Here is a 22,251-nt window from a genome sequence, read left to right as displayed (position 1 = left end):
GACCTAGGAGCAGGTGGACCGGGCGCAGGGGCTGTCGGCGTGCACGGGGGAGTTCCCGGAGCCGCGGGGAGCTCGTCTGCAACCGCCGCGGGCAACCGGGTCGGTGCGATGGGGTCTGGACCCGGTGCCCATGCGGGAGCGCAGGCCTCAGGCGCTGGCGGTGCAGTCGCAGGTGGATCTGGTACTGCGGATCGTGCCAGGAGCGGGCAGTGGGGCGACGGCGGGCCTGCGGTTGCGTTGCAGGAGCCGCCGGATTCGGAGTACGACGACGTACCGCCCGAGGACCCGTGGGAGGACGGACCGATCCGTCCCGCCCAGCATGGTGCACCATCCGGCGTCCGACCAGCCGGTGGACGACCGAGCAGCGCGCAAGCCGGCCGTGCGCAGGCCGGTGGTGGGCAGGCTTCGGGTGCGTCGGCGGAGCAAGCTGGTGGTCGGCGGGAGCAGGCGGGTAGTAAGTGGCGGGCTGCGGAGGCGGCGGTTGCTGCGGAGCAGGCTCGGCAGGCGGCAGCGGCTCCGGCGGCGGCCGACGTACCGCTGACGCCGGAGGAGGAAGCGGACGCGATCGGCGAGGACGACATCGTTCTGGAGGAAGACTCGCGATCGCACACCGACCTGCTCCGCGAAACCCTCGGCGCCCAAATCATCACCGAAGAGCCGAACTGAGCCCGGGTTCCTTCGCAGCCGCGTGCTGCTGAAGGAGCCACCGGGCACATCACCCGAGAGCTGAAACCGGCGCCGCGGGGTCTAGCGGTCGCGCCTGGACCTGCTGCGGATCCGCCTGATTGACCAGCTCGAAGGGCGACGTGCTGCATGACCTGACCCACCGCTGGCGCCGCGGCGTCCCTCCGCCGCACGGCGGCTTGAGGACCTGGCCCGGACCCGTTGTCGTGCCGGGGCTTGCTGCGGTGGGTGTGCAGATCCGCATCGGTGGGGTGATGCGTGGCGGCCGGAGTTGGCTGGGGCGGCGGTGGTCGGGGGGCTGGGCATGGCGGGCAGGTGATTCGCCGGTGTTTGACGAGCGCTGGCCGGTTGGCGCGGGGTGGGTGGAGTTGTGGTGGTTTGGTTGGGGGTTGGTGGGTGGTCGCACAGGTTTGTCCACAGGGTGTTGGGGAGTGGGGCGGGTGGGAGGGCGCGGGTTTCACAGGGGTGTGGATGAGGTTGTCCACAGGGTTGTGGATAAATTTGGGGAGACTGGGCGGTTTCCGGGGGTGGGTGGGGTTGTCGGAGGGACCGGCTAGTGTTGAGGCTGCGGCTTTCGTAGGTGGCTGTGGGAGTCGGGGACAGGCAGGCTCGGGGCTCGGGAAGAGCGGTTCGGACGAGGAGATCGCGGTGTTCGACGGTGGCGGTGCTGGGGGCTTCGACATGTCCAACCTGCTCGCGCAGGCGCAGGCGATGCAGAACCAGTTGATGGAGGCGCAGGCGGACCTCGAAGGGCAGGAGATCGAGGGGTCGGCCGGTGGTGGTCTGGTGACCGCGCTGGTGTCCGGCACCGGTGATCTGCTCAGCCTGACCATCAAGAAGGAAGCGGTCGATCCGGACGACACCGAGACGCTGGCCGACCTGATCGTCGCCGCGGTTCGGGACGCTTCGGAGAACGCCAAGCAGGCTGCTGCTGCCGCGATGGGGCCGCTCGCCGGTGGGCTGGGTGGTGCGTTCGGTGGTGAGGGTGGGCTTCCTGGGTTCGGCGGTGGAACGCCTGGCGGCGGTTCGTCCGCGCCGGCCGGCTTCGGCCTGCCCAGTGCGCCACCGGCCGTCGAGTCGGGTGACGACGCCGACGACGACAACCAGACCAACCCGGGTCGGGGGAGCGGTGGACAGGCGGGCCAGGCCAACCTGGGTGGCGAGAACCGGGGGGTCGGGTTCGTGAACCCGGGAAGCGCGGCCGGCGACGCCGGTCAGAACCCGGGCTGACGTGTACGAGGGGGCCGTTCAGGATCTCATCGACGAGCTGGGGCGGTTGCCCGGTGTGGGGCCGAAGTCCGCGCAGCGGATCGCGTTCCATCTGCTCGCGGCCGACGAGACCGATGTACGGCGGCTCGCGCACGTGCTCGTGCAGGTGAAGGAGAAGGTCAAGTTCTGCGAGATCTGCGGCAACGTCGCGGAGGACGCGCAGTGCCGGATCTGCCGGGACCCGCGCCGGGACCTGAGCCTGATCTGCGTGGTCGAGGAGGCGAAGGACGTCGTCGCGATCGAGCGCACCCGCGAGTTCCGCGGCCGGTACCACGTGCTCGGCGGCGCGATCTCGCCGATCGAGGGCATCGGGCCGGACGAGCTGCGGATCAAGGAGCTGCTCCAGCGGCTGGCCGGCGGCGAGGTGACCGAGATCATCCTGGCCACCGATCCGAACCTCGAGGGTGAGGCCACGGCGACGTACCTGAGCCGCCTGCTGCGGCCCATGGGCTTGCGCGTCACCCGATTGGCTAGTGGACTTCCTGTAGGCGGTGATCTCGAGTACGCCGACGAGGTCACACTCGGACGGGCGTTTGAAGGGCGACGATCGATCGATGACTGAACCAACCGATATGGACATTGCGGAGCGCGCCTTGGGCACGGATTCCGAGGACCTGACCGAGTTCGCCGAGCAGATCGCCGACCAGGTCCGGAGCTTCCTGATCTCGGTGCGGGACATTGCCGCGCAACCGGACGAGGACGGGGTCGACGAGGGCCTCGCCTCGCTGCCGTACCTGCTGCTCGAGGTGAGCCAGTTGCTGCTCGCCGGCGGCCGGCTCGGCGCGTTCGAGGACTTCGTCCCGGAGGAGCGCTTCGAGAGCGACGCCGGGCCGGATCCCGACCTGGACGCGATGCGGGACCGGCTGGCGGTGCTGTTCGAGGGCCTGGACGAGTACGCCGAGGTCTTCGACCCGTACGCCGCGCCGCCGGAGATCACGGTCAACCGGCTCTCCGACGACCTGACCGCGATCGCGACGGATCTGGTGCACGGCCTCGCGCACTACGAGGACGGCCGGATCGTCGAGGCGCTGTGGTGGTGGCAGTTCTCGTACGTCTCCACCTGGGGTGCGGCGGCGAGCGCCGTACTGCGGGCCATCCAGTCGCTGATCGCGCACGACCGGCTCGAGCCGGCGCACGACGCGGAGACCGAGGCCACCGACCGCGAGCTGGTCGAGGTCGCGGAAGAAGCCGTCCAGCGCCGCTGACCCGAGTTATCCACAGCGGGCCTTTTGACCGGCCCACGCGGGGTTCGAAGCCACTACGGTGGTGCCTCGCTACCCGGTCAGGAGGCCAGTTGTGCAACCAGGAGAACCCGTCGCCAGCTTCAGTACGTCGCGCCTGCGCTCGGCGATCGTGGCACCGGTCGCGACCCTGCTCTTCGTCGTCCTGGTGCCGTACGAGTTCGACTACAGCCGGCAGCTCGCGGGGATGTTGTTCGTCAACTTCCTGTGTCTGCTCTGCCTGGTTGTCGCGGTCCGCGCGTGGATCCTCGTGCTCCGGCCCCGCGCCGAGATCCGGCTCACGGCGAGCGGGCTGACAATGACGTACGGGCGCCGCGCGTTGACCGCGCCGTGGGCGGCGGTCACTCAGATCCGGATCGACCAGCGGTCGAAGCGGCCGTGGGTCGTGGTGTGGCTGGACCCGGCCTTCGCAGCCGAGGCGCCGGTCCCGCGCCGGTCCGACGGGAGCTACCGGGTGCTTCCGATCGGGCGCGGGCGGTCCAAGACGCGACGCATCCAGCACCTCGGACGGCTCCGCGCCGCCGTCATGGGCTTCGGCGGACGGTACCTCGATCCGGTCTGAGCGCGCGGTCCGGTTGAATGGCGGGATGGCTGTTCTCGAACTGGTGCGCCGCCTGCCCGAGCCGGAGGTCGTACGGCGGGTGAGCCGGGCACTGGCGGTGCTTGACCTGGTGCTGAACGACGACGCCCGGACCAGGTACTACGAGTTCGACGCGCGCTGGTCCGCGACGGAGGAGGTCGCGCTGATGCGCGACGGCTCGGGTAACGAGTACTCGATGGTGTTTTCGCCGGACGGGGTGTTCGCGTACGGGTTCGACCACGAGTCGCCGATGTCGCCGTACGTCAACGACATTAAGCCCTGGCCGGGTCTGCTGGACGGCGTACCCGACGTGTTCCGCGAGCAGCGTGACGACAAGGCGTTCTGGGATCCGCTGGGTGCGCCGAGGGCGACGGTGTGCTTCTGGCGTACGGCGGACGACACCGCCTGGCGCTGCGGACCGGTCGAGAACGCGGACGCCGACGGAGCGGACTGGTTGTTCGAGCTCGTCGCCGACGCCCGCCCGGAGGCGTACCTGACGTTCGCCGAGGACTACTACGAGCGCGCCCTGGATCTCGAACCCGTCCGGCACATCTACGCCTTGATGCCGCTGACGGAGTACGTCGTCACGTCCCTCAATCCCCAGCGCAACCTCAGAGACCTGACGGACGAGATCGCCGAGATCGGCTACCCGCGCAGCTAATCGGGCAACATCGGCATCTCCAGACCCTGGGACTTGCCGAGCAGGATCCCTCGCGTGATCGCGTTGGTGCCGAACTTGTCCTTGACCTGGTCGAGGGCGGTGTCGAGTTCGTTGTTGGCGGCCTTGTCGAACGGCAGCGCCAGCTGGAGAGCGGCCTCGTTCTCCAGGTTGCCGACCGAGATGCCGATCATCGTGATGCCCTGCGCGGCGATCAGCGGGTGCGCGGCACGGAGGAGGGCGCGCGCGGTGACCAGGATCGCGCGCGTCTGATCAGTTGCCTGGGGCAACGTATGGGAGCGGGTCGCGCGGGAGAAGTCGTCGAAGCGCAGCCGCAGCGTCACGGTCCGGCCGGAGCGGCCCGCGGAGCGCATCCGCCGGGTGACGCGGTCGACCAGCCCGGCCAGGACGGCGTCCAGCGTGGCCGGCGACTTCGGCGAGCGGCCGAGCGCGCGCTGGGATCCGATCGAGCGGCGCCGGCGGCCGACCTCGATCGGGCGGGGATCGCGGTTGTGCGCCAGCGCGTGCAGGTGCCGCCCGGACGCCCGCCCGAGCATCGCGACCAGCGCCGCCTCGGGCAGCATCGCGACGTCACCGACCTTGGTCAGTCCGCGCGCCCGCAGCTTCTCCGCGGTCACCTCGCCGACACCCCACAACCGCGAGACATCCAGCGGGTGCAGGAAGTCCAGCTCGCGCTCCGGCGCGACCTCGAGCAGGCCGTTCGGCTTGGCGACCCCGCTCGCGACCTTCGCGAGGAACTTCGTCCGCGCCACGCCGACCGTGATCGGCAGCCCGACCCGCGACATCACCTCGGCGCGCAACCGCGCCGCGATCTCCACCGGCGTACCGCGGATCTTCCGCAGTCCGCCGACGTCGAGGAACGCCTCGTCGATCGACAGTCCCTCGACCAGCGGCGTCGTGTCCTCGAAGACCTTGAACACCGCCTTGCTGGCCTCGGAGTACGCCGACATCCGCGGCTCGACCACGATCGCACCGGGGCAGCGGCGCAACGCCTGGCCACCGTTCATCGCGGTCCGCACGCCGAACCTCTTGGCCTCGTAACTGCAGGCGAGCACCACACCGGCGCCGACGATCACCGGCCGGCCGCGCAGGCGCGGGTCGTCCCGCTGCTCGACCGACGCGTAGAACGCGTCCAGGTCGGCATGCAGGATGTTGGCCCCGCCTGACGACGACACGAACATATGTTCGCATAGACCGCCGACAAAACGAGATAGGGAGAATTCCTGAGGCGCTGTCCGACGATGTCAGGAAAGAATGCAGCTTATGGACCTGTCGGCGTACCGCGACCTGTGGAAGACCCGTGGCGTGATGGCGTTGCTCGCCTCGGCCCTGATCGCGCGGTTGCCCGTGCTCGCGACGATGGTCCCGCTGGCGTTCCTGGCCAAGGACGCGGCCGGCAACTTCGGCTGGTCCGGCGTGGTGGCGGGTGCGTACTCGGTCGGTACGGCGGTCGCCAGCGTCGTCTGGTCCCGGATGGCCGACCGGCGCGGCGCCCGCAAGGTGGTCATCGGCACCGGCATGGCCTGGGCCGTGATGATGGCCGTCGTCGCCCTGCTGCCGTACAGCTGGTACCGCGCTCTTCCCGTCGCGGCCGCACTGGCCGGGGTGTTCGTCGCGCCCGTCACCTCCGCGCTGCGCGCCAACTGGCCACGCCTCGTCCACGGCTCCCGGCTCCGCGCGGTCTACTCGCTCGACGCCACCGCACAGGAGCTGCTGTTCGTTATCGGGCCGATGTCGGGCGCGGTGATCGTCAGCTTCGCGAGCCCGCGTGCCGGCCTGCTCGCCTGCGCCGTGACCGCCGCCGCGAGCATCTGGTGGTTCGGGCTGAACCAGCAGCCCGGGACGTTCCACGACGAGCACGCGGAACCGCGACCGACGGCGCGCGAGCTGGTTTTCCACCGGCACCGTACGCCGTTGCTGTTCGCGTGGGCGTGCCTCGTGATGGGGTTCGCCGCCATGTCGCTCGGCATGGTCGCCGTTGCCGACCACCACGGGAACCGGCTGATCGCCGGAGTGCTCGAGATGGTCGCCGCGATCGGCAGCGTCACCGGCGGCGTGGTGAACGGCGCCCTGCCCGGCCGGCGCAACTCGTACGTCTGGCGCCGGATGCTGGGCCTCACCGTGCTGGTCGTCGGCTGTGTGTTCGTGACCTCGTCCGTGGTGGGGCTGGCGATCATGATGTTCGCGGCCGGCTGCCTGATCGCGCCGACGATCGCGGCCGTGTACGAGCGGATCGGCGAGCTGACCCCGCGCTCCGCGCACACCGAGATCTTCGGCTGGGCGCAGAGCGGCGGCATGGTCGGCTCCGCGGTCGGGTCGGCCGTGGCCGGCGCGGTCGTCGAGGGGTTCGGCGTGCGCTACGCGTGGGTCCTGGCGGCAGCCCTCGGCGTGCTCGCGACCCTGTCCCTGCTGCGGGTGCCACCCCATCGGCCGGTCGGCATCAGCGCGGTCGACGGCGCCGCGATCGTGGCGTAACGCACGCGGTAGTTCGCTTCCAGTACGCCGCCGTCGCGGGCGCACATCGAGATCAGCCGCAGCTGCCGACGGTCGAGCAACGTACCGCGGCCCGCGGCGACCGGGTGGATGAGCAGCGACATCTCGTCGACCAGGCGCCAGCGCAGCAGCGAGCGGATCAGGGTCAGGCTGCCGATCACGTGCAGGTCCTCACCCGGTACGGTCTTCAGCGCCGTGAGTACCCGGCGGGTGTCGCCCTGCAGCAGCTCGGTGCCAGGACGGGCGACCACGGGCCGGGACCCGACCACGAGGTTGCGGGTGTTGTGCAGGCCGCCGAGCGAGCCGGCGTACCGCTCGAACGTCCGGCGGCCGAACAGCACCGTCCCGCTTCCCGGCATCAACTGGTCGAGCGCGCGCCGGGGCAACCACAGCTCCGGCCGCTCCACGATGCCGTCCTCGGACATGCACAGCCTGGCGACGATGTTCCGCATACAAGGCCAGATGCAGAAAACGATGCAAAAGGTTGCGATGTCATGTACGACGGCCGCGGTGCAGCTCGGTCTCCAGGGCGTCCAGCCGGTTGATCCAGAACTTGCGGTACCGGTCCAGCCAGGTGTCGATCTCCCGCAGCGGGCCCGGGTCGACGGCGTACAGCCGCCGGGTGCCGTCGACGGTGACCGTCGCGAACCCGTTGTCGCGCAGCACCTTCAAGTGCTGGGAGACGGCGGGCTGGCTGATCCCGAACTCGGCGCCGATGGTCGCGGCGATGCTGCCGGCCGGCAGTTGGCCGTCGGCGAGCAGCTCCAGGATCCGGCGCCGGACCGGGTCGCCGAGAATGTCGAACGCGTGCACGCGCCAAGTATTTCAGCGATGACTTATATGGACAAGTGGCCGGACGGTTTCCGGGCGCCGCCGGGCTCTCCCGGGGAACCTCCGGCGCCGACCAGAATCCGCCGGACGGGCCCGACCGGGTGCTGGTCAGCCGGTAGGCAACGGTCAGGTCACGGCTAGAATGACTCCCGAGACTACGCCTGGTGCAACGCCGCACGGCGTACCGCAACCAGTGGTTTGAGGAGACAACGCTGTGGGACGCGTCGTACACAAGTACGGCGGTTCTTCGGTCGCCGACGCCGATTGCATCAAGCGCGTGGCCCAACGGATCGTCGCGACGAAGAAGGCCGGGAACGACGTGGTGGTCGTCATCTCCGCGATGGGCGACACCACCGACGAACTGATGGACCTGGCCCAGCAGGTCTCCCCGCTGCCGCCGCCGCGCGAGCTCGACATGCTGCTCACCTCGGGTGAGCGGATCTCGGCCGCGCTGCTGGCGATGGCGATCGCGAACCTGGGCTACGAGGCGCGCAGCTTCACCGGCTCGCAGGCCGGCGTGATCACCACCTCCGCGCACGGCAACGCCCGGATCATCGACATCACGCCGGGCCGGATCGAGGAGGCGCTGTCCGAGGGCCACGTCGCGATCGTGGCCGGGTTCCAGGGCGTCGCCCAGGACACCAAGGACATCACCACGATGGGCCGCGGCGCCTCCGACACCACCGCGGTCGCGCTGGCCGCCGCGCTGGAGGCCGAGTACTGCGAGATCTACACCGACGTGGACGGCATCTTCACCGCGGACCCGCGGATCGTGCCGGCCGCGAAGCAGATCCCGAAGATCTCCTACGAGGAGATGCTCGAGATGGCCGCCTGCGGCGCCAAGGTGCTGCACCTGCGCTGCGTCGAGTACGCGCGGCGCTACAACGTCCCCGTCCACGTGCGTTCCTCCTTCTCGCAGAAGGAAGGCACCTGGGTCGTCGATGCGAAGGAACTGGATCAGATGGAACAGGCGATCATCTCCGGCGTCGTGCAGGACCGCGGCGAGGCCAAGATCACCGTGGTCGGTGTGCCGGACAAGCCCGGTGAGGCGGCCCGGATCTTCGAGACGGTCGCCGGCGCCGACACCAACATCGACATGATCGTGCAGAACGTGTCGGCCGTCGCCACGAACCGCACCGACATCTCGTTCACGCTGCCGCGCGCCGACGGCGCCCGGGCGATGTCCGCGCTGGCCCGGATGAAGGACGCGGTCGGCTACGAGCAGTTGCTGTACGACGACCAGATCGGAAAGGTCTCCGTCGTCGGCGTCGGAATGCGCTCGCACCCGGGCGTGTCGGCGAAGTTCTTCTCCGCGCTGGCCGACGCCGGCGTGAACATCGAGATGATCTCCACCTCGGAGATCCGGATCTCGGTGGTCGTGGACGAGAACCTGGTGGACGCCGCCGTGACCGCGGCGCACACCGCATTCGATCTGGACGACGAGCACACCCAGGCTGTCGTGTACGGAGGAACGGGACGGTGACCCCTGTGAGCGCTGTGGAGAACACGATCGAGGACCGGACGGGTCTGCCCTCCCTGGCGGTGGTCGGTGCGACCGGCGCCGTCGGGTCGGTGATGCTGACCCTGCTCTCGACCAGGCAGAACGTCTGGGGCGAGATCCGGCTGATCGCCTCCGAGCGCTCCGCGGGCAAGCGGCTCCAGGTCCGCGGCGAGGAGGTCGAGGTCGTCGCGATCAGCGAGGACGCCTTCGACGGCATCGACGTGGCGATGTTCGACGTACCGGACGAGGTGTCGGCGGAGTGGGCGCCGGTGGCGGCGGCCAAGGGTGCTGTCGTGGTGGACAACTCGGGCGCTTTCCGGATGGACCCGGATGTGCCGCTGGTGGTGCCGGAGGTGAACGCCGAGGCCGCGCGGAACCGGCCGAAGGGCATCATCGCCAACCCGAACTGCACGACGCTGTCGATGATCGTGGCGATGGGCGCGCTGCACCACCGCTACGAGCTCGAGCAGCTGGTCGTGGCGTCGTACCAGGCGGCGTCGGGTGCCGGGCAGGCTGGTATCGACACGTTGTACGACCAGCTGACGAAGGTGGCGGGCAATCGTGAGCTCGGTAGCACGCCAGGTGATGTGCGGCGGTTGGTGGGCAACGACCTCGGTCCGTTCCCAGCTCCGCTGGCGTTGAACGTCGTACCGTGGGCCGGCTCGTTGAAGGACGACGGCTGGTCGTCCGAGGAGATGAAGGTCCGCAACGAGTCCCGCAAGATCCTCGGGCTGCCGGATCTCAAGGTGTCCGCGACGTGTGTGCGGGTCCCGGTCGTCACCACGCACTCGTTGTCGGTGCATGCGCGGTTCGTGCAGGAGGTCGACGCGGACGGTGCCCGGGAGGTACTGCGGGACGCTCCGGGGGTGCTGCTCTTCGACAACCCGGCCGAGGGCGAGTTCCCGACGCCGGCCGATGTGGTGGGCACCGACCCGACCTGGGTCGGCCGGATCCGCAAGTCGCTCGACGACCCGAACGCGCTGGAGCTGTTCGTCTGCGGCGACAACCTCCGCAAGGGCGCGGCCCTCAACACCGCCCAGATCGCGGAGGTCGTCGCGAAGGAGTTCATCCCCGCCGAAGCCTGAAACCAAAAGCCAAAAGCACCCCCCCTCGCTTCGCTCGGGGGCGGGGTTGTTTGAGCTGACTGCTGGTTCTACAGCCAGTTTTCGCGGGCGGCGTGTAGGGCTAGTTGGAAGCGGGTGCTGGCGCCTGTGCGGTTCATCAGGCGTTCCAGGTAGCGGAAGAACGTGCGGCGGCTGATGCCTAGGGTGCGGGCGATGGTGTCGTCGGCCGCGCCGGTGGCCAGGAGGGCCAGCAGGCGGCGTTCGATCGGTTCCAGGCGGTCGTCCTCGGTGCCGACGGAGGCGTGCAGCGGCAACGCGTTGCGCCAGCACAGCTCGAACATGCCGATCAGCGCGGTCAGCAGACTGCTCGGGCGGATGATCAGCAGTGACCGGTTCACGTCGGTGTCGCGCGCCGACATCGACACGAACGCGATCGCCCCGTCGATGATCGTCAGCTTCGCCGGTACGTCGGGCAGCACGCGGGCCTGCTCACCCGCCTCCACGCACGGCAGGATGTTCTCGGTCAGGTACCCGGGCACCTCGACCGACTCCGGCGAGTACACGACCCGGTAGGAGACGCCGCGGCGCAGCTGGTCGATCTCCTCCTGGTTCGGGCCGCCGATGTAGTACGGCGGGGAGTCGATGGCCAGGATCTCCCGCTGCACGCCGCTCTTGATCTGGTGGATCCGCTCGACGATCGCGCTCCCGGTGACGACCTCGATCAGGTGCGTGGTCGACTCGTTGTGCACGGTCCGGCGGAACTCGTCGTACGCGTTCAGCACCTCGATCCGGGCCTGCTTGAGCTCGGACTCGCGGCGCAGCGTCATCGCCTCCAGGCCCGCGTCCGGCGGCACCGGCAGGTACCGCGAGTGGTCCGAGCCGGAGCGGCGCGCCAGGCCGGCCTGCACCAGGCCGCCGAGGGTGCTGTCGATCGAGCCCTCCCGCTCGGGGACCGCGGCGTCCAGTTCGGTGACCGACGACGGCCCGGTCCGCAGCAGGTGCTGGTAGACCTTGATCTCGTCGTCGTTGAGCCCGAGCACCCGCAGATGCTCGGCACGCTCCGTGTCCGTCGTACTCATGACGATCCCCTCCCTCCCGAGTGCTGTCACCGACCGCGACCGTCCCTCCAGGGTAGAGGGCGGGATCCAGTGCCGTCGGCACTGTCCGTGTCGAGCTGTGCGCACGCAGCGATATTTGTTGTCCTGTCAGCATTCTTGTGCCGTGTCACCATCTGGCCACCATTTCCGCGCGCTCGTGAGCGAGAATTGAGGTCCAGCAGCCCGGCGACGGACCACCTGAGCGCCGCCGGGCTGCTGTTCCAATTCTGGCCCGTGTTCGCTGTCCCGTCAGCGGAGGCTGTTTCGGTTGGGTCTCGATCCCGGCGCATCGGTGCCCTCGCACTTCCGTGCCATCACCCGCTGTGCCGGAGGGTGTACAAACTGTGGCATCTCCACTCGTGAGGCCGTGAGGAGGAATGCCCGATGCGATCTGTCCCGCCCCTCGTCGCGCACTGCTCCGCCGGCCTCCGCGCGATGACCGCCGCCCTGGTCATCGTGCCGACCGATCCGGACCGGCGGCCCGCTCCCGCCCACCGCGGCACCGCTGCCGGATCGCGGCCGGAACCCCGGGAGATGCCGTCGGGTGCTCCGTGGATGGTGAGGCTGTCCACGGGGAAGCGCGGACGTGATGTTGCGTGTCACGTCCCGAACCCGCATCTCCCGGGGTCCCGCCCGTAACACCTGTCCCGCCAGGCCTCCGATGTCACCGCGCGCGGTGTGGCAGGTCACGCCAACCTTGGCTCCGCGCGTAGCGTCGTACCGGTGAATTGACCGCGATTTGACTTGCCTGGAAGGCGTTTTGGCCGTCGCTGGCTGTCAAATGTATATTCCGGATAACGATCGGCGAAGGACGACGCAGGTGTTGTGGACGCAGCGGGGCACGACGTTTGGTAGCCGTCCGTACGTCGTTGCTCACTAAGGAGGACCGCTGTGTCGTCGGCGTCCGAGCGGATCCGCTACTCTGCTTCCCGGTCTGCGTGGCCCGCCGCTCTACCCCGGACGGCGACCGCCGAAACCCAGGTGATCGGCCATCGTGGATCCAACTTTCCGGCAGAGAGAGGCATCGCCTGAATGAACGCGACTAGCGTCGACGAGGAGTTCAACCCGTCGGTGCACGTGTACGAACCACACAAGGTCGGCCTGCCCGCACTGCGTCCCTACTTCAAGGCGCTGTGGCAGCGGCGTGAGTTCGCGGCGGAGATGTCCCGGACGAGCATCCGGGCGGCCAACACGAACACCTTCTTCGGACAGGTGTGGCTGGTGCTGAACCCGCTGCTGCTGGCGGCGGTCTACTACCTGCTGGTCGACATCATCGCCGGCGGTGCGGCCAAGCAGGACGCATCGCTGCGGTTCGCGCACATGTGCGGCGGTCTCTTCGCCTTCTACTACTTCTCCGGTGCGATGACGGCCGGTGCGGCGAGCGTGGTCGGCGGCGGCAAGCTGCTGATGAACATGTCGTTCCCGCGGATGCTGCTGCCGCTGTCCGCCGTCCGTACGGCGTTCTTCCGGTTCCTGCCGACCCTGGGCGTCTACCTGGTCATCCACCTGGTCATGCGTCAGCCGCTGCACTGGCAGATGCTGCTGGCCCCGGCGTTCCTCCTCATGCTGACGGTCTTCGCCGCCGGCATGGGCATGATCTTCGCGGCCCTGCAGGTGTACTTCCGCGACACCACCAGCTTCCTGCCGTACTTCGTGCGGATCTGGCTGTACCTGTCGCCGGTGCTGTGGTTCGCCGAGGACGCCCCGGCGAAGTTCAAGGGCTTCATCCAGTTCAACCCGCTGTACTCGTTGCTGGGCGGCTGGACCGATCTCCTCGTCAAGGGCCGGATCCCGAACCTGGAGATGTGGCTCGGGGCGGGCTTCTGGGCGCTGGTCGCGTTCCTGGTCGGTGCGTTGTTCTTCATGTCGAGGGAGCGTGAGTTCGTTGTCCGTCTCTGAGACCGAGAAGAAGCCGATGCAGAAGACCCCGTCGGGCATTCCCGCTGTCAAGGTGCAGGACGTCTCGATCACCTACCGGACCACGTTCGAGCGGGTGCCGACCTTCAAGAGCGCGATCGTCCGGTTCGGCCGCGGCGAGCGTGCGGTGCGCGAGGTCAAGGCCGTCCAGAACGTGTCCTTCGACGTCGACCACGGCACCACGATCGGCATCATCGGCGCGAACGGCGCCGGCAAGTCGACGCTGATGCGCTCGATCGCCGGCATCCTGCCGCCGACCTCGGGCCGGATCGAGGTGCACGGCCGGGTCTCCACGCTGCTGTCGCTGGGCGTCGGCTTCAACGCCGCGCTGTCCGGCCGGGAGAACGTCGTCCTCGGTGGTCTCGCGGCCGGCCTGAGCCGCAAGGAGATCCAGGCGCGGTACGAGGAGATCGCGGAGTTCGCCGAGCTCGGCGACTTCATGGAGATGCCGATGCGGACGTACTCCTCCGGCATGTTCAGCCGGCTGGCGTTCTCCGTCGCGGTGCACATGGACCCCGACATCCTGCTGATCGACGAGGCGCTGTCCGCCGGCGACGCGTCGTTCAAGACCAAGGCCGCGGCGAAGATGAGCGAGCTGGTCACCAACAGCCGCACGATGTTCCTCGTCAGCCACGCGATGAGCAGCGTCCGCGAGCTCTGCAACGACTGCATCTGGCTGCACAAGGGCAAGCTGATGATGCGCGGCGAGCCCAACGAGGTGATCGCGGCGTACACCAAGTTCCTGCAGGTCGGCGAAGCGGAATCCGTCTCACTCGAGGACCTCTGAGCCATGACCAATTCCGGGTCACGCAGGACGGCGCCGGACGTGGGGATCATCACGACCGGTCACGACGTGGCCGACGCGCGCCTGCACAAGATCACCGCGGCCCTGCGGCAGCGCGACCTCAGCGTCGAGCTGTGGGGTCTCGGTGACGCCGAGGGCGGGCCTGCCGGTGCGGTGGTGCACGCCGGACCGCGCGGCAACCTGGTGCAGCGGCTGGCCCGGACCGCCGTACTGCCGTGGCGGACCAACGCCAAGGTGGTGATGACGGTCGACCCGGACATGATCCCGGTCACCCGGCTTGTCACCGCGCTGCGGCGGCGGAAGTTCGTCGTGGACGTGCACGAGGACTACGAGCGGCTGCTGGCCGACCGGGCCTGGGCGAAGGGGCCGGCGGGACTGCCCGCGCGGCTGATCGTCCGCGCCGGGTCGAAGCTGGCCGCGGGCGCCGACCTGACCGTCGTCGCCGACTCGCACCTCGCCCCGCACCAGGCGAAGCACCGCCTGGTGGTGCAGAACCTTCCCGACCACGGCTTCCTCGCGCCGTCCCCGCCGGCCGGCGCACCGCGCGCGGTGTACGTCGGCGACCTGCGCACCAGCCGTGGACTGTTCGACATGGTCGAGACCGTCGCCGCGGCGCCGGAGTGGTCCCTCGACCTGATCGGCCCGGTCGCACCCTCCGACCGGGACACCCTCGAGGCCCGCATCGCCCGCCCCGACCTCAGCGGCCGGGTCCGGTTGCACGGGCGCCAGCCACCCGCGGACGCCTGGCGGATCGCGCACGGCGCCTGGGCGAGCCTCGCCATGCTCCAGCCGACGCCGGCGTTCGTGGAAGCGATGCCGTCCAAGATCTACGAGTACCTCGCCAGCGGTCTTCCCGTGCTCTCCACCCGCCTGCCCCGGCAGACGAAGGTGATCGAGGAGTCCGGTGGCGGAGTCCTGGTGGACTCGGTGGCGGAGGCGTCCGAGACCCTGCGGCGCTGGTCCGCGGACCCCGGAGAGCTGGAGAAGCTGCGCGACCACGCGCTGCAGTGGGCGGCCGACCACCTGCCCACGACCACGCCGTACGACGATTTGGCCGACGCGATTCTCAACCTGCTAAGAGGACCTGCATGACGACCGACCGCCCACACCTGTTGTACGTCGCCTGGGGCTTCCCGCCCTGCCGGGGCGGCGGTGTCTACCGGGCCCTGGCCACGGCCAACCGGTTCGCCGCCCTCGGCTGGAAGGTGACCGTGCTGACGGCCGACCGCGACACGTTCTTCCGGTTCACCGGCGCGGACCTGACCCTCGAGGAGCGGGTCGACCCGTCCGTCGAGGTCGTCCGGGTCCCGTTCGAGTGGCCGATCCTCGAGGCCGACCTGCGCAAGTGGTCCAAGCGCCGCGCGCAGAACCCGAAGCTCTGGAGCAAGTGGCGCACCAAGCAGGACCAGATCCCGTTCCCGGAGAGCGGGTACGGGCCCTGGCGGCCGGTGATCGAGAAGGCCGCGGAGCGCATCCACAAGGCGCACAAGGTCGACCTCACCGTCGCCACCGCGAACCCGCACGTCGCGTTCACCGCGGCGTACCACCTGCACAAGAAGTTCCAGGTGCCGTACGTCATGGACTACCGCGACGCGTGGCTGCTCGACGTGTTCACCGGTGACCGGCTGCACGAGCCGAACAGCCGCGCCGCGCGCTGGGAGAAGAAGCTGGTCGAGTCCGCGCGCGAGGTCTGGTTCGTGAACGACCCGATCAAGGACTGGCACGAGAAGCTCTACCCGGCGCAGGCAGGCAAGATGCACACGGTCGCGAACGGGTTCGACCCGGACCTGGTGCCGGACACCCAGGACCGCGGCGCGGTGACCGACCGGCCGCTGGTCTTCGGGTACGTCGGGACGGTGTCGCCGAAGGTGCCGCTCGCGGACTTCGTGCAGGGCTGGCAGCTCGCGAAGGAGCAGTCCGAGGAGCTCGCCGGCGCGAAGGCGAAGATCCACGGCTACCTCGGGTACTACGCGCAGCCGCGCGCCGACATGCTGGCGACGATCAACGCCGCCGCCGATGCCGGGGTCAGCTACGAGGGCCCGGTCGGCAAGGCGGAGATCGCGAAGGCGTACGACGAGTTCGACGTCCAGCTGCTGATGCTGGGCAAGGGCCGGTACGTGACCAGCGGCAAGGTGTTCGAGTACCTCGCGACCGGGCTGCCGGTCGTTTCCGTGCACGACCCGGAGAACGCGGCGTCCGACGTACTGCGGGGGCACCCGTTGTGGTTCCCGGTGGCGGACGTGACGCCGGAGGCGATCGCGGCGGCGCTGATCGAGGCGGCGCACGCGGCGCGGACCGCGGACGAGGGGATCCGGGCGAAGGCGCGCGAGTTCGGTGCGTCGTACCGGCGGGACCTGCAGCTGGATCCGCGGATCGAGGCGCTGGCTGCGAGTGTGAAGGGAGTGGCCGCATGAGCAACGTCGTCCTGCTGTCCACCCGGCGGCTGCCGCCGACGTACTTCGACCAGGTCCGCGAGGACCTCGGCGACCAGAACATCACCATCGACGTCGTCGGCTGGGTGGCCCCGTCCGCCTGGGTCGCCGACAAGGTCAACACCTTCACCCTCATCGGCCCCGGCCGCATGCCCACCGCCCCGGCCCCCGAGCCGGAGCCGGTCGCCGAATCCACCGATGAGGCGCCCGACGCCGTCATCGCGCCGGAAGCCGTAGCCGACCCGGAAGCCGTCGTCGCAGACGAGGCCAAGGTCGCCCCAGCCGCCGCCGAGGTAGCCGCCGCCGGGCCGACGCCTGAGCCCGCGCCGGAGCCCAAGCCTGCACCGAAGCCGCGGCCTACTGGGGCCAAGCGCGTGGTCAAGGCTGTGGAGTGGCGGGCCCGGAGGGCTCGGAAGGTTGCCGGGCGGATGTTGCCGAAGGCAATTAAGACGTCGGCGCCGGTGAAGTTCCTGCGGGGACAGCGGGCGTCCAACGATCTGGGGAAGAACTACTGGGAGCGCGTGCTCAGCCGGCGTGACGTGATGGCCACGATCGACAAGGCCGACGTGGTGATCGCACTGGACGCCGGCGCCATCTGGGCCGGCTGGAACCTCGGCCAGCGCAAGGCGAGCACCCCCGTCGTGCTGGGCCTCCCGGCCGCCCGCCGCGAGCTCGACATGATGAAGGCCCCTACTACGTAATGGGTGACACAGTGACGGTGACGCGTGCGATCCGCGAGCACCTGCCGGCGCCGTTGGCCCGGACCGCGGGAGCGGTCCGGCGGCGCCTGCGCGGCCTGCGGTACTCGTACGCGCAACTGCCGGCGTTCCCGCCGGTAGCGACGACGCCCGTGCGGATGCTGGTCGGCCCGACCAATTCCGCCGGGCAGGGTCACGCCTGGGCACAGGCCGCGAAGACCCTGCCGGACGTCGACGCCGTCTCGTTCACCTTGCACCGCAAGGGGCAGTTCCAGTTCGCCACCGACTACGGCGTACCGCTGGCGTGGTTCGGCCAGCCGCGCTGGCAGCGCGCCCAGCAGCAGTACGTCGAGCAGAACTACACGCATGTGATGGCGGAGTCGCTGCGCCCGCTGTTCGGCGCCCGCGGCTACTCCGACGCCGCGCCGGACATCGAGTCCATGCTCGCGAAGGGCATCGACGTCGCGCTGCTCTTCCACGGCTCCGACATCCGCCTGCCCAGCCGGCACGCGAAGCGCGAGCGCTGGTCGCCGTTCAGCCCCGGTGACGAGCTCACCGACCGCCTCGAACCGCAGGCTCGCAGGCACGCGGAGCTCGTCGAGTCGCTGCAGCTCCCGGTCTTCGTCTCCACCGTCGACCTGCTGGACGACGTACCGAACGCCCAGTGGTTGCCGGTCGCGATCGACCCGACGCCCTGGCAGCAGGCCGCGCGGCCGCTGTTCCGCGGCGAGAAGCCCGTCGTCGCGCACGTCCCGTCGAACGCGAAACTCAAGGGCACGCAGGAGATCGACGCCGTGCTGACCGACCTGCAGGAGCGCGGCCTGGTCGAGTACCGGCGGATCACCGGGGTGCCGCACGAGCAGATGGCCAGCGTCATCGGCGACGCCGACATCGTGGTCGACCAACTCCGGATCGGCCTGTACGGCGTGGCGGCCGCGGAAGCGCTCGCCGCCGGGCGGATCGTGGTTTCGTACGTCGGTGACGCCGTGCGCCACCGGGTGCGTAGTCTGGCCGGGCGAGAAGTGCCGATCGTGGAGGCCGATCCCGACACGCTGGGTGAGGTTCTCGCCGGCTTGATCGCCGATCGTGACGCCGCCGCCGAGCGGGCGGCCGCCGGCCCCGGTTTCGTGGCGGAGCTGCACGACGGACGCCGCTCGGCCGAAGTACTGCAAAGCTGGCTCATCAAGAAGGAGACCCTGTGACGGCCCGCATCGCGCCATCCGCCGACGTCGACGACCGCGCCCAGATCGGCGACGGTTCGTCGGTCTGGCACCTGGCCCAGATCCGTGAGAACGCGGTCCTCGGCAAGAACTGCATCGTCGGCCGCGGCGCCTACGTCGGGACCGGGGTCCGGATGGGCGACAACTGCAAGATCCAGAACTACGCGCTGGTGTACGAGCCCGCGTCCCTCGAGGACGGCGTGTTCATCGGGCCGGCGGTGGTGCTCACCAACGACTACTTCCCGCGCGCGGTGAACCCGGACGGTACGCCGAAGAGCGGGCACGACTGGGAACCGGTCGGGGTGACGCTGAAGGAAGGCTGCTCGCTCGGTGCGCGCAGCGTGTGCGTGGCGCCGGTCACCATCGGCCGCTGGGCCACGGTCGCCGCGGGTGCGGTGGTGACCAAGGACGTGCCAGACTTCGCGCTGGTCGCCGGGGTCCCGGCGCGCCGGCTCAAGTGGGTCGGCAAGGCCGGGGTTCCGCTGCTCGACGTCGGGAACGGCGAGTGGAAGTGCCCGAACACGGGCGAGATGTACATCGAAACCGACGGACGGCTGCGGCCGGCCGAAGAAAACCAGGAGGAGAACTGATGGTGCAGCCGATTCCGGCCGCGAAGCCGATCATCGGGAAGGAGGAGCGCGAAGCCGTCGACCGGGTGATGCAGTCCGGGATGCTGGCCCAGGGCCCCGAGGTGGCGGCGTTCGAGCAGGAGTTCGGCGCAGCGCTGGTCTCCGGCCGGGCGTGCGTCGCGACCAACTCCGGTACCTCCGGCCTGCACCTGGGCCTGCTGGCCGCGGGCGTCGGCCCGGGTGACGAGGTCATCGTCCCCTCCTTCACCTTCGCCGCGACCGCGAACAGCGTCGCGCTGACCGGTGCCACCCCGGTGTTCGCCGACATCGAGCCGACGTACTTCTGCCTGGACCCGAAGGCGGTCGAGGCCGCGATCACCGAGAAGACCAAGGCCGTCATGCCGGTGCACCTGTTCGGTCACCCGGCGAACATGACCGCGCTGCAGGAGATCGCCGAGAAGCACGGCATCCAGATCTACGAGGACGCCGCGCAGGCGCACGGCGCCACCTGGAACGGCGCGCCGGTCGGCACCTTCGGCGAGTTCGCGATGTTCAGCCTGTACCCGACCAAGAACATGACGTCCGGTGAGGGCGGCATGAACTCGGTCGCGAACGCCGACCTCGAGCGCCGGATGCGGCTGTTCCGCAACCAGGGCATGCTCAAGCAGTACGAGAACGAGGTCGTCGGCCTGAACAACCGGATGACCGACCTGCACGCCGCGATCGGCCGCGTCCAGCTCACCAAGCTGGCCGGCTGGACCAAGCAGCGGCAGGAGAACGCGGCCTTCCTGGACGCGAACCTGCAGGGTGTCGGCGTCCCGGCGGTCGCCGCCGAGGCGACCCACGTGTACCACCAGTACACGATCCGCGTGACCGAGGACCGCGACGGCTTCGCCGACGCGCTCCGCAACGAGCACCAGGTCGGCTGCGGCGTGTACTACCCGATCCCGAACCACCGGCTCCCGTCGTTCCAGCGTGAGCTGGACCTGCCGGAGACCGAGAAGGCCGCGGCCGAGGTGCTCTCGCTGCCGGTCCACCCCTCGCTGTCCGAGGAAGACCTGAACCGGATCGTGACCGCGGTGAACACCGTGGCGAAGGCGGGTGCGTGAGATGGCGAACCTGCGTGCGGGCCTGATCGGCCTGGGCATGATGGGCCGGCACCACGCCCGGGTCCTGGCGTCCCTCGAGGGCGTCGACCTGGTCGCGGTGGCCGACCCGGGTGGTGACAAGTTCGGTGTCGCCGGCGGCCGTCCGGTGCACGAGAACATCGAGCAGCTGATCGCCGAGAAGCTCGACTACTGCATGGTCGCGGTACCGACCCAGTACCACGCCGAGATCGCGAAGGCGCTGGCCGAGGCCGGCGTGCACGCGATGATCGAGAAGCCGCTGGCGGGCTCGACCGCCGAGGCGACCGAGATCGCGAAGGCGTTCGAGGCGGCCGGGCTGGTCGGCGCGGTCGGCCACATCGAGCGGTACAACCCGGCGCTGCAGGCGCTCCGGGTGCGCCTGGAGGCGGGCGAGCTGGGTGATATCTACCAGATCACCACGCGCCGCCAGGGCCCGTTCCCGGCCCGGATCGCGGACGTCGGCGTGACGCTGGACCTGGCGACCCACGACATCGACCTGACCGCGTGGGTGACGCGCTCGCAGTTCGTCTCGGTGGCCGCGCAGACCGCGCACAAGTCCGGCCGGCAGTACGAGGACCTGATCGCGGTGACCGGCAAGCTCTCCGACGGCACCGTGACCAGCCACCTGGTCAACTGGCTGTCCCCGATGAAGGAGCGGCTCACCGTCGTCACCGGTGAGAAGGGCGCGTTCATCGCCGACACCCTGCTCGCCGACCTGTCCTTCCACGCCAACGGCACGGTCGCCACCGCCTGGGACGACGTCGCGCACTTCCGCGGTGTCAGCGAGGGCGACATGATCCGGTACGCGATCAGCAAGCCGGAGCCGCTGCGCACCGAGCACGAGGCGTTCCGGGACGCCGTACTGGGCAAGGAAGCCGACATCGTGACGCTGCAGCAGGGTCTGGCCACCGTGCAGGTCGCCGAGGCGGCGCTGCAGTCCGCGGCCGAGAACCGAACCATCGCGATCGCCGGGGAGTCCCAGTCAGCATGAAGGTCCTGAGCGTTGTCGGTGCGCGCCCGCAGTTCGTGAAGCTGGCGCCGGTGGCGGAAGCATTTGCCGCGACCGAGCACCAGCACGTGATCGTGCACACCGGCCAGCACTACGACAAGAACATGTCCGACGTGTTCTTCGCCGACCTGCGGATCCCGGACCCGGACGTGCACCTGGGCGTCGGGTCCGGCAGCCACGGTGTCCAGACCGGCGCGATGCTGGCCGCGATGGACGCCGTCCTCGACGAGCACAAGCCGGACTGGGTGCTGGTCTACGGCGACACCAACTCGACGCTCGCCGGTGCGCTGTCCGCGGTGAAGATGCACCTGCCGGTCGCGCACCTCGAGGCCGGGCTGCGGTCCTTCAACCGGCTGATGCCGGAGGAGCACAACCGGGTGCTCACCGACCACGCCGCGGACCTGCTGCTGGCCCCGACCCAGGTGGCGATGGACCACCTGGCGAACGAGGGCCTGACGGAGAAGTCGCGGCTGGTCGGCGACGTCATGACCGACGTGTGCTTCCGGGTCCGCGACGCGGTCAAGGACAACGCGCTCGACGTGCCGTTCAAGCGCGGCGAGTACGTCGTCTCCACCATCCACCGGGCCGAGAACACCGACGACCCGGAGCGGTTGGCCGCGATCATCGACGGCCTGGCCGGTGCCGGTTCGCCGGTGCTGCTGCTGGCGCACCCGCGGCTGGTCGCGAAGTGCGCGGAGCACGGCATCAAGCTGGACCGCCCGGACGGTTCGCTGCACGTCCGGGAGCCGCTGGCGTACCCGGAGATGGTCGCGGCCGTGCTCGGTTCGGCCGGTGTGGTGACCGACTCCGGCGGTCTCCAGAAGGAGGCGTTCCTGCTCGGCCGGGTGTGCACCACGCTGCGCACCGAGACCGAGTGGGTGGAGACGCTGGAGAACGGATGGAACGTGTTGACATCCGACGTGAGTAAGCTGCCCGAGTTGGCCGCCCGGCCGACGCCGGAGGGCGACCGCCCGATGCCGTACGGCGACGGCCACGCTGCCGAGCGTGTCGTCGCCACACTCGCGGAGTAACCAC

The 22,251-nt window shown here is 69.7% G+C and carries 22 protein-coding genes; 18 read left to right on the top strand and 4 right to left on the bottom strand.

Going from position 1 to position 22,251, the window contains the following annotated elements; genetic code table 11:
• Window positions 1-1,332 precede the first annotated feature (1,332 nt).
• The 5 genes from ABN611_RS09975 (at window position 1,333) to ABN611_RS09955 (ending at window position 4,435) form a co-directional block, all read left to right on the top strand.
• Window positions 1,333-1,914 carry a YbaB/EbfC family nucleoid-associated protein gene (locus ABN611_RS09975; protein ID WP_350279526.1) on the top strand — a complete coding sequence of 194 codons (582 nt, stop codon included), beginning with the start codon at window positions 1,333-1,335 and terminating at the stop codon, window positions 1,912-1,914.
• Between the two features lies 1 nt (window position 1,915).
• Window positions 1,916-2,515, top strand: coding sequence for a recombination mediator RecR (gene recR / locus ABN611_RS09970; RefSeq protein WP_350279525.1), 600 nt, complete (start codon window positions 1,916-1,918; stop codon window positions 2,513-2,515).
• Window positions 2,508-3,158 carry a DUF5063 domain-containing protein gene (locus tag ABN611_RS09965; RefSeq protein ID WP_350279524.1) on the top strand — a complete coding sequence of 217 codons (651 nt, stop codon included), beginning with the start codon at window positions 2,508-2,510 and terminating at the stop codon, window positions 3,156-3,158. The genes recR and ABN611_RS09965 overlap by 8 nt, the downstream gene beginning before the upstream one ends.
• 91 nt (window positions 3,159-3,249) lie before the next feature.
• Window positions 3,250-3,756 carry a hypothetical protein gene (locus tag ABN611_RS09960; RefSeq protein WP_350279523.1) on the top strand — a complete coding sequence of 169 codons (507 nt, stop codon included), beginning with the start codon at window positions 3,250-3,252 and terminating at the stop codon, window positions 3,754-3,756.
• Between the two features lie 25 nt (window positions 3,757-3,781).
• A complete protein-coding gene (locus ABN611_RS09955) occupies window positions 3,782-4,435 on the top strand; it encodes a hypothetical protein (RefSeq protein WP_350279522.1) in 654 nt (217 codons plus the stop codon).
• Here the strand turns inward: ABN611_RS09955 and dinB are convergent.
• Entirely contained in the window at window positions 4,432-5,634 is a 1,203-nt protein-coding gene (gene dinB / locus ABN611_RS09950; RefSeq protein WP_350279521.1) for a DNA polymerase IV, read from the bottom strand. The genes ABN611_RS09955 and dinB overlap by 4 nt on opposite strands.
• An 82-nt stretch (window positions 5,635-5,716) precedes the next feature.
• Between dinB and ABN611_RS09945 the strand changes: the two genes are divergently transcribed.
• Window positions 5,717-6,928 (top strand): MFS transporter, encoded by a 1,212-nt coding sequence (locus tag ABN611_RS09945; protein WP_350279520.1) that lies wholly within the window; start codon window positions 5,717-5,719, stop codon window positions 6,926-6,928.
• Here the strand turns inward: ABN611_RS09945 and ABN611_RS09940 are convergent.
• A complete protein-coding gene (locus tag ABN611_RS09940) occupies window positions 6,811-7,398 on the bottom strand; it encodes a dihydrofolate reductase family protein (protein WP_350279519.1) in 588 nt (195 codons plus the stop codon). The two genes, ABN611_RS09945 and ABN611_RS09940, sit on opposite strands and share 118 nt — an antisense overlap.
• A 40-nt stretch (window positions 7,399-7,438) precedes the next feature.
• On the bottom strand, window positions 7,439-7,759 hold the full coding sequence (locus ABN611_RS09935) for a metalloregulator ArsR/SmtB family transcription factor (RefSeq protein ID WP_350279518.1): 321 nt from the start codon (window positions 7,757-7,759) through the stop codon (window positions 7,439-7,441).
• 232 nt (window positions 7,760-7,991) lie between these two features.
• Here ABN611_RS09935 and ABN611_RS09930 point away from each other — a divergent pair, with 232 nt between their 5' ends.
• Window positions 7,992-9,260, top strand: coding sequence for an aspartate kinase (locus tag ABN611_RS09930; RefSeq protein WP_350279517.1), 1,269 nt, complete (start codon window positions 7,992-7,994; stop codon window positions 9,258-9,260).
• Window positions 9,257-10,363: an aspartate-semialdehyde dehydrogenase gene (locus tag ABN611_RS09925; protein ID WP_350279516.1), complete on the top strand. Its 1,107-nt coding sequence runs from the start codon at window positions 9,257-9,259 to the stop codon at window positions 10,361-10,363. The genes ABN611_RS09930 and ABN611_RS09925 overlap by 4 nt, the downstream gene beginning before the upstream one ends.
• 68 nt (window positions 10,364-10,431) lie before the next feature.
• Here the strand turns inward: ABN611_RS09925 and ABN611_RS09920 are convergent, their stop codons facing one another.
• Window positions 10,432-11,421, bottom strand: coding sequence for a helix-turn-helix domain-containing protein (locus ABN611_RS09920; protein ID WP_350279515.1), 990 nt, complete (start codon window positions 11,419-11,421; stop codon window positions 10,432-10,434).
• 1,050 nt (window positions 11,422-12,471) lie between these two features.
• On the opposite strand from ABN611_RS09920, the gene ABN611_RS09915 reads away from it, so the two are divergent.
• The 10 genes from ABN611_RS09915 to wecB are packed head-to-tail and all read left to right on the top strand — an operon-like array spanning window position 12,472 to window position 22,247.
• Window positions 12,472-13,338, top strand: coding sequence for an ABC transporter permease (locus ABN611_RS09915; protein WP_350279514.1), 867 nt, complete (start codon window positions 12,472-12,474; stop codon window positions 13,336-13,338).
• Entirely contained in the window at window positions 13,325-14,143 is an 819-nt protein-coding gene (locus ABN611_RS09910) for an ABC transporter ATP-binding protein (RefSeq protein WP_238350285.1), read from the top strand. The genes ABN611_RS09915 and ABN611_RS09910 overlap by 14 nt, the downstream gene beginning before the upstream one ends.
• Before the next feature lie 3 nt (window positions 14,144-14,146).
• Window positions 14,147-15,253 (top strand): glycosyltransferase, encoded by a 1,107-nt coding sequence (locus tag ABN611_RS09905; protein ID WP_350279513.1) that lies wholly within the window; start codon window positions 14,147-14,149, stop codon window positions 15,251-15,253.
• The gene (locus ABN611_RS09900) at window positions 15,250-16,575 is read left to right on the top strand and encodes a glycosyltransferase (protein ID WP_350279512.1); all 1,326 of its coding nucleotides are present in this window, start codon (window positions 15,250-15,252) and stop codon (window positions 16,573-16,575) included. Before ABN611_RS09905 ends, ABN611_RS09900 begins: the two co-directional genes overlap by 4 nt.
• Window positions 16,572-17,294, top strand: a complete 723-nt coding sequence (locus tag ABN611_RS09895) for a hypothetical protein (protein ID WP_350279511.1) — start codon at window positions 16,572-16,574, stop codon at window positions 17,292-17,294. The genes ABN611_RS09900 and ABN611_RS09895 overlap by 4 nt, the downstream gene beginning before the upstream one ends.
• Before the next feature lie 11 nt (window positions 17,295-17,305).
• Complete coding sequence (locus tag ABN611_RS09890; RefSeq protein WP_350279510.1) at window positions 17,306-18,493, top strand: hypothetical protein; 1,188 nt, start codon at window positions 17,306-17,308, stop codon at window positions 18,491-18,493.
• Window positions 18,466-19,101: an acyltransferase gene (locus ABN611_RS09885; RefSeq protein ID WP_350281624.1), complete on the top strand. Its 636-nt coding sequence runs from the start codon at window positions 18,466-18,468 to the stop codon at window positions 19,099-19,101. Before ABN611_RS09890 ends, ABN611_RS09885 begins: the two co-directional genes overlap by 28 nt.
• Window positions 19,098-20,189 (top strand): DegT/DnrJ/EryC1/StrS family aminotransferase, encoded by a 1,092-nt coding sequence (locus ABN611_RS09880; protein WP_350281623.1) that lies wholly within the window; start codon window positions 19,098-19,100, stop codon window positions 20,187-20,189. Before ABN611_RS09885 ends, ABN611_RS09880 begins: the two co-directional genes overlap by 4 nt.
• 1 nt (window position 20,190) lies before the next feature.
• Window positions 20,191-21,198, top strand: coding sequence for a Gfo/Idh/MocA family oxidoreductase (locus ABN611_RS09875; protein ID WP_350279509.1), 1,008 nt, complete (start codon window positions 20,191-20,193; stop codon window positions 21,196-21,198).
• Entirely contained in the window at window positions 21,195-22,247 is a 1,053-nt protein-coding gene (wecB, locus tag ABN611_RS09870) for a UDP-N-acetylglucosamine 2-epimerase (non-hydrolyzing) (RefSeq protein ID WP_350279508.1), read from the top strand. Before ABN611_RS09875 ends, wecB begins: the two co-directional genes overlap by 4 nt.
• The last annotated feature ends 4 nt before the right edge of the window (window positions 22,248-22,251 follow it).

The organism is Kribbella sp. HUAS MG21 (assembly GCF_040254265.1).
Taxonomy (GTDB): domain Bacteria; phylum Actinomycetota; class Actinomycetes; order Propionibacteriales; family Kribbellaceae; genus Kribbella.
The sequence above is the reverse complement of the archived record's forward strand: the minus strand, read 5'-3'. Positions and strand labels throughout refer to the sequence as shown.

Excerpts from the sequence above, each read along its gene's own strand:
- ABN611_RS09965 (WP_350279524.1), top strand. The coding sequence starts at position 2,508 with ATGACTGAACCAACCGATATGGACATTGCGGAGCGCGCCTTGGGCACG.
- ABN611_RS09955 (WP_350279522.1), top strand. The coding sequence starts at position 3,782 with ATGGCTGTTCTCGAACTGGTGCGCCGCCTGCCCGAGCCGGAGGTCGTA.
- dinB (WP_350279521.1), bottom strand. The coding sequence starts at position 5,634 with ATGTTCGTGTCGTCGTCAGGCGGGGCCAACATCCTGCATGCCGACCTG.
- ABN611_RS09945 (WP_350279520.1), top strand. The coding sequence starts at position 5,717 with ATGGACCTGTCGGCGTACCGCGACCTGTGGAAGACCCGTGGCGTGATG.
- ABN611_RS09940 (WP_350279519.1), bottom strand. The coding sequence starts at position 7,398 with ATGCGGAACATCGTCGCCAGGCTGTGCATGTCCGAGGACGGCATCGTG.
- ABN611_RS09920 (WP_350279515.1), bottom strand. The coding sequence starts at position 11,421 with ATGAGTACGACGGACACGGAGCGTGCCGAGCATCTGCGGGTGCTCGGG.
- ABN611_RS09915 (WP_350279514.1), top strand. The coding sequence starts at position 12,472 with ATGAACGCGACTAGCGTCGACGAGGAGTTCAACCCGTCGGTGCACGTG.
- ABN611_RS09905 (WP_350279513.1), top strand. The coding sequence starts at position 14,147 with ATGACCAATTCCGGGTCACGCAGGACGGCGCCGGACGTGGGGATCATC.
- ABN611_RS09900 (WP_350279512.1), top strand. The coding sequence starts at position 15,250 with ATGACGACCGACCGCCCACACCTGTTGTACGTCGCCTGGGGCTTCCCG.
- ABN611_RS09895 (WP_350279511.1), top strand. The coding sequence starts at position 16,572 with ATGAGCAACGTCGTCCTGCTGTCCACCCGGCGGCTGCCGCCGACGTAC.
- ABN611_RS09875 (WP_350279509.1), top strand. The coding sequence starts at position 20,191 with ATGGCGAACCTGCGTGCGGGCCTGATCGGCCTGGGCATGATGGGCCGG.
- wecB (WP_350279508.1), top strand. The coding sequence starts at position 21,195 with ATGAAGGTCCTGAGCGTTGTCGGTGCGCGCCCGCAGTTCGTGAAGCTG.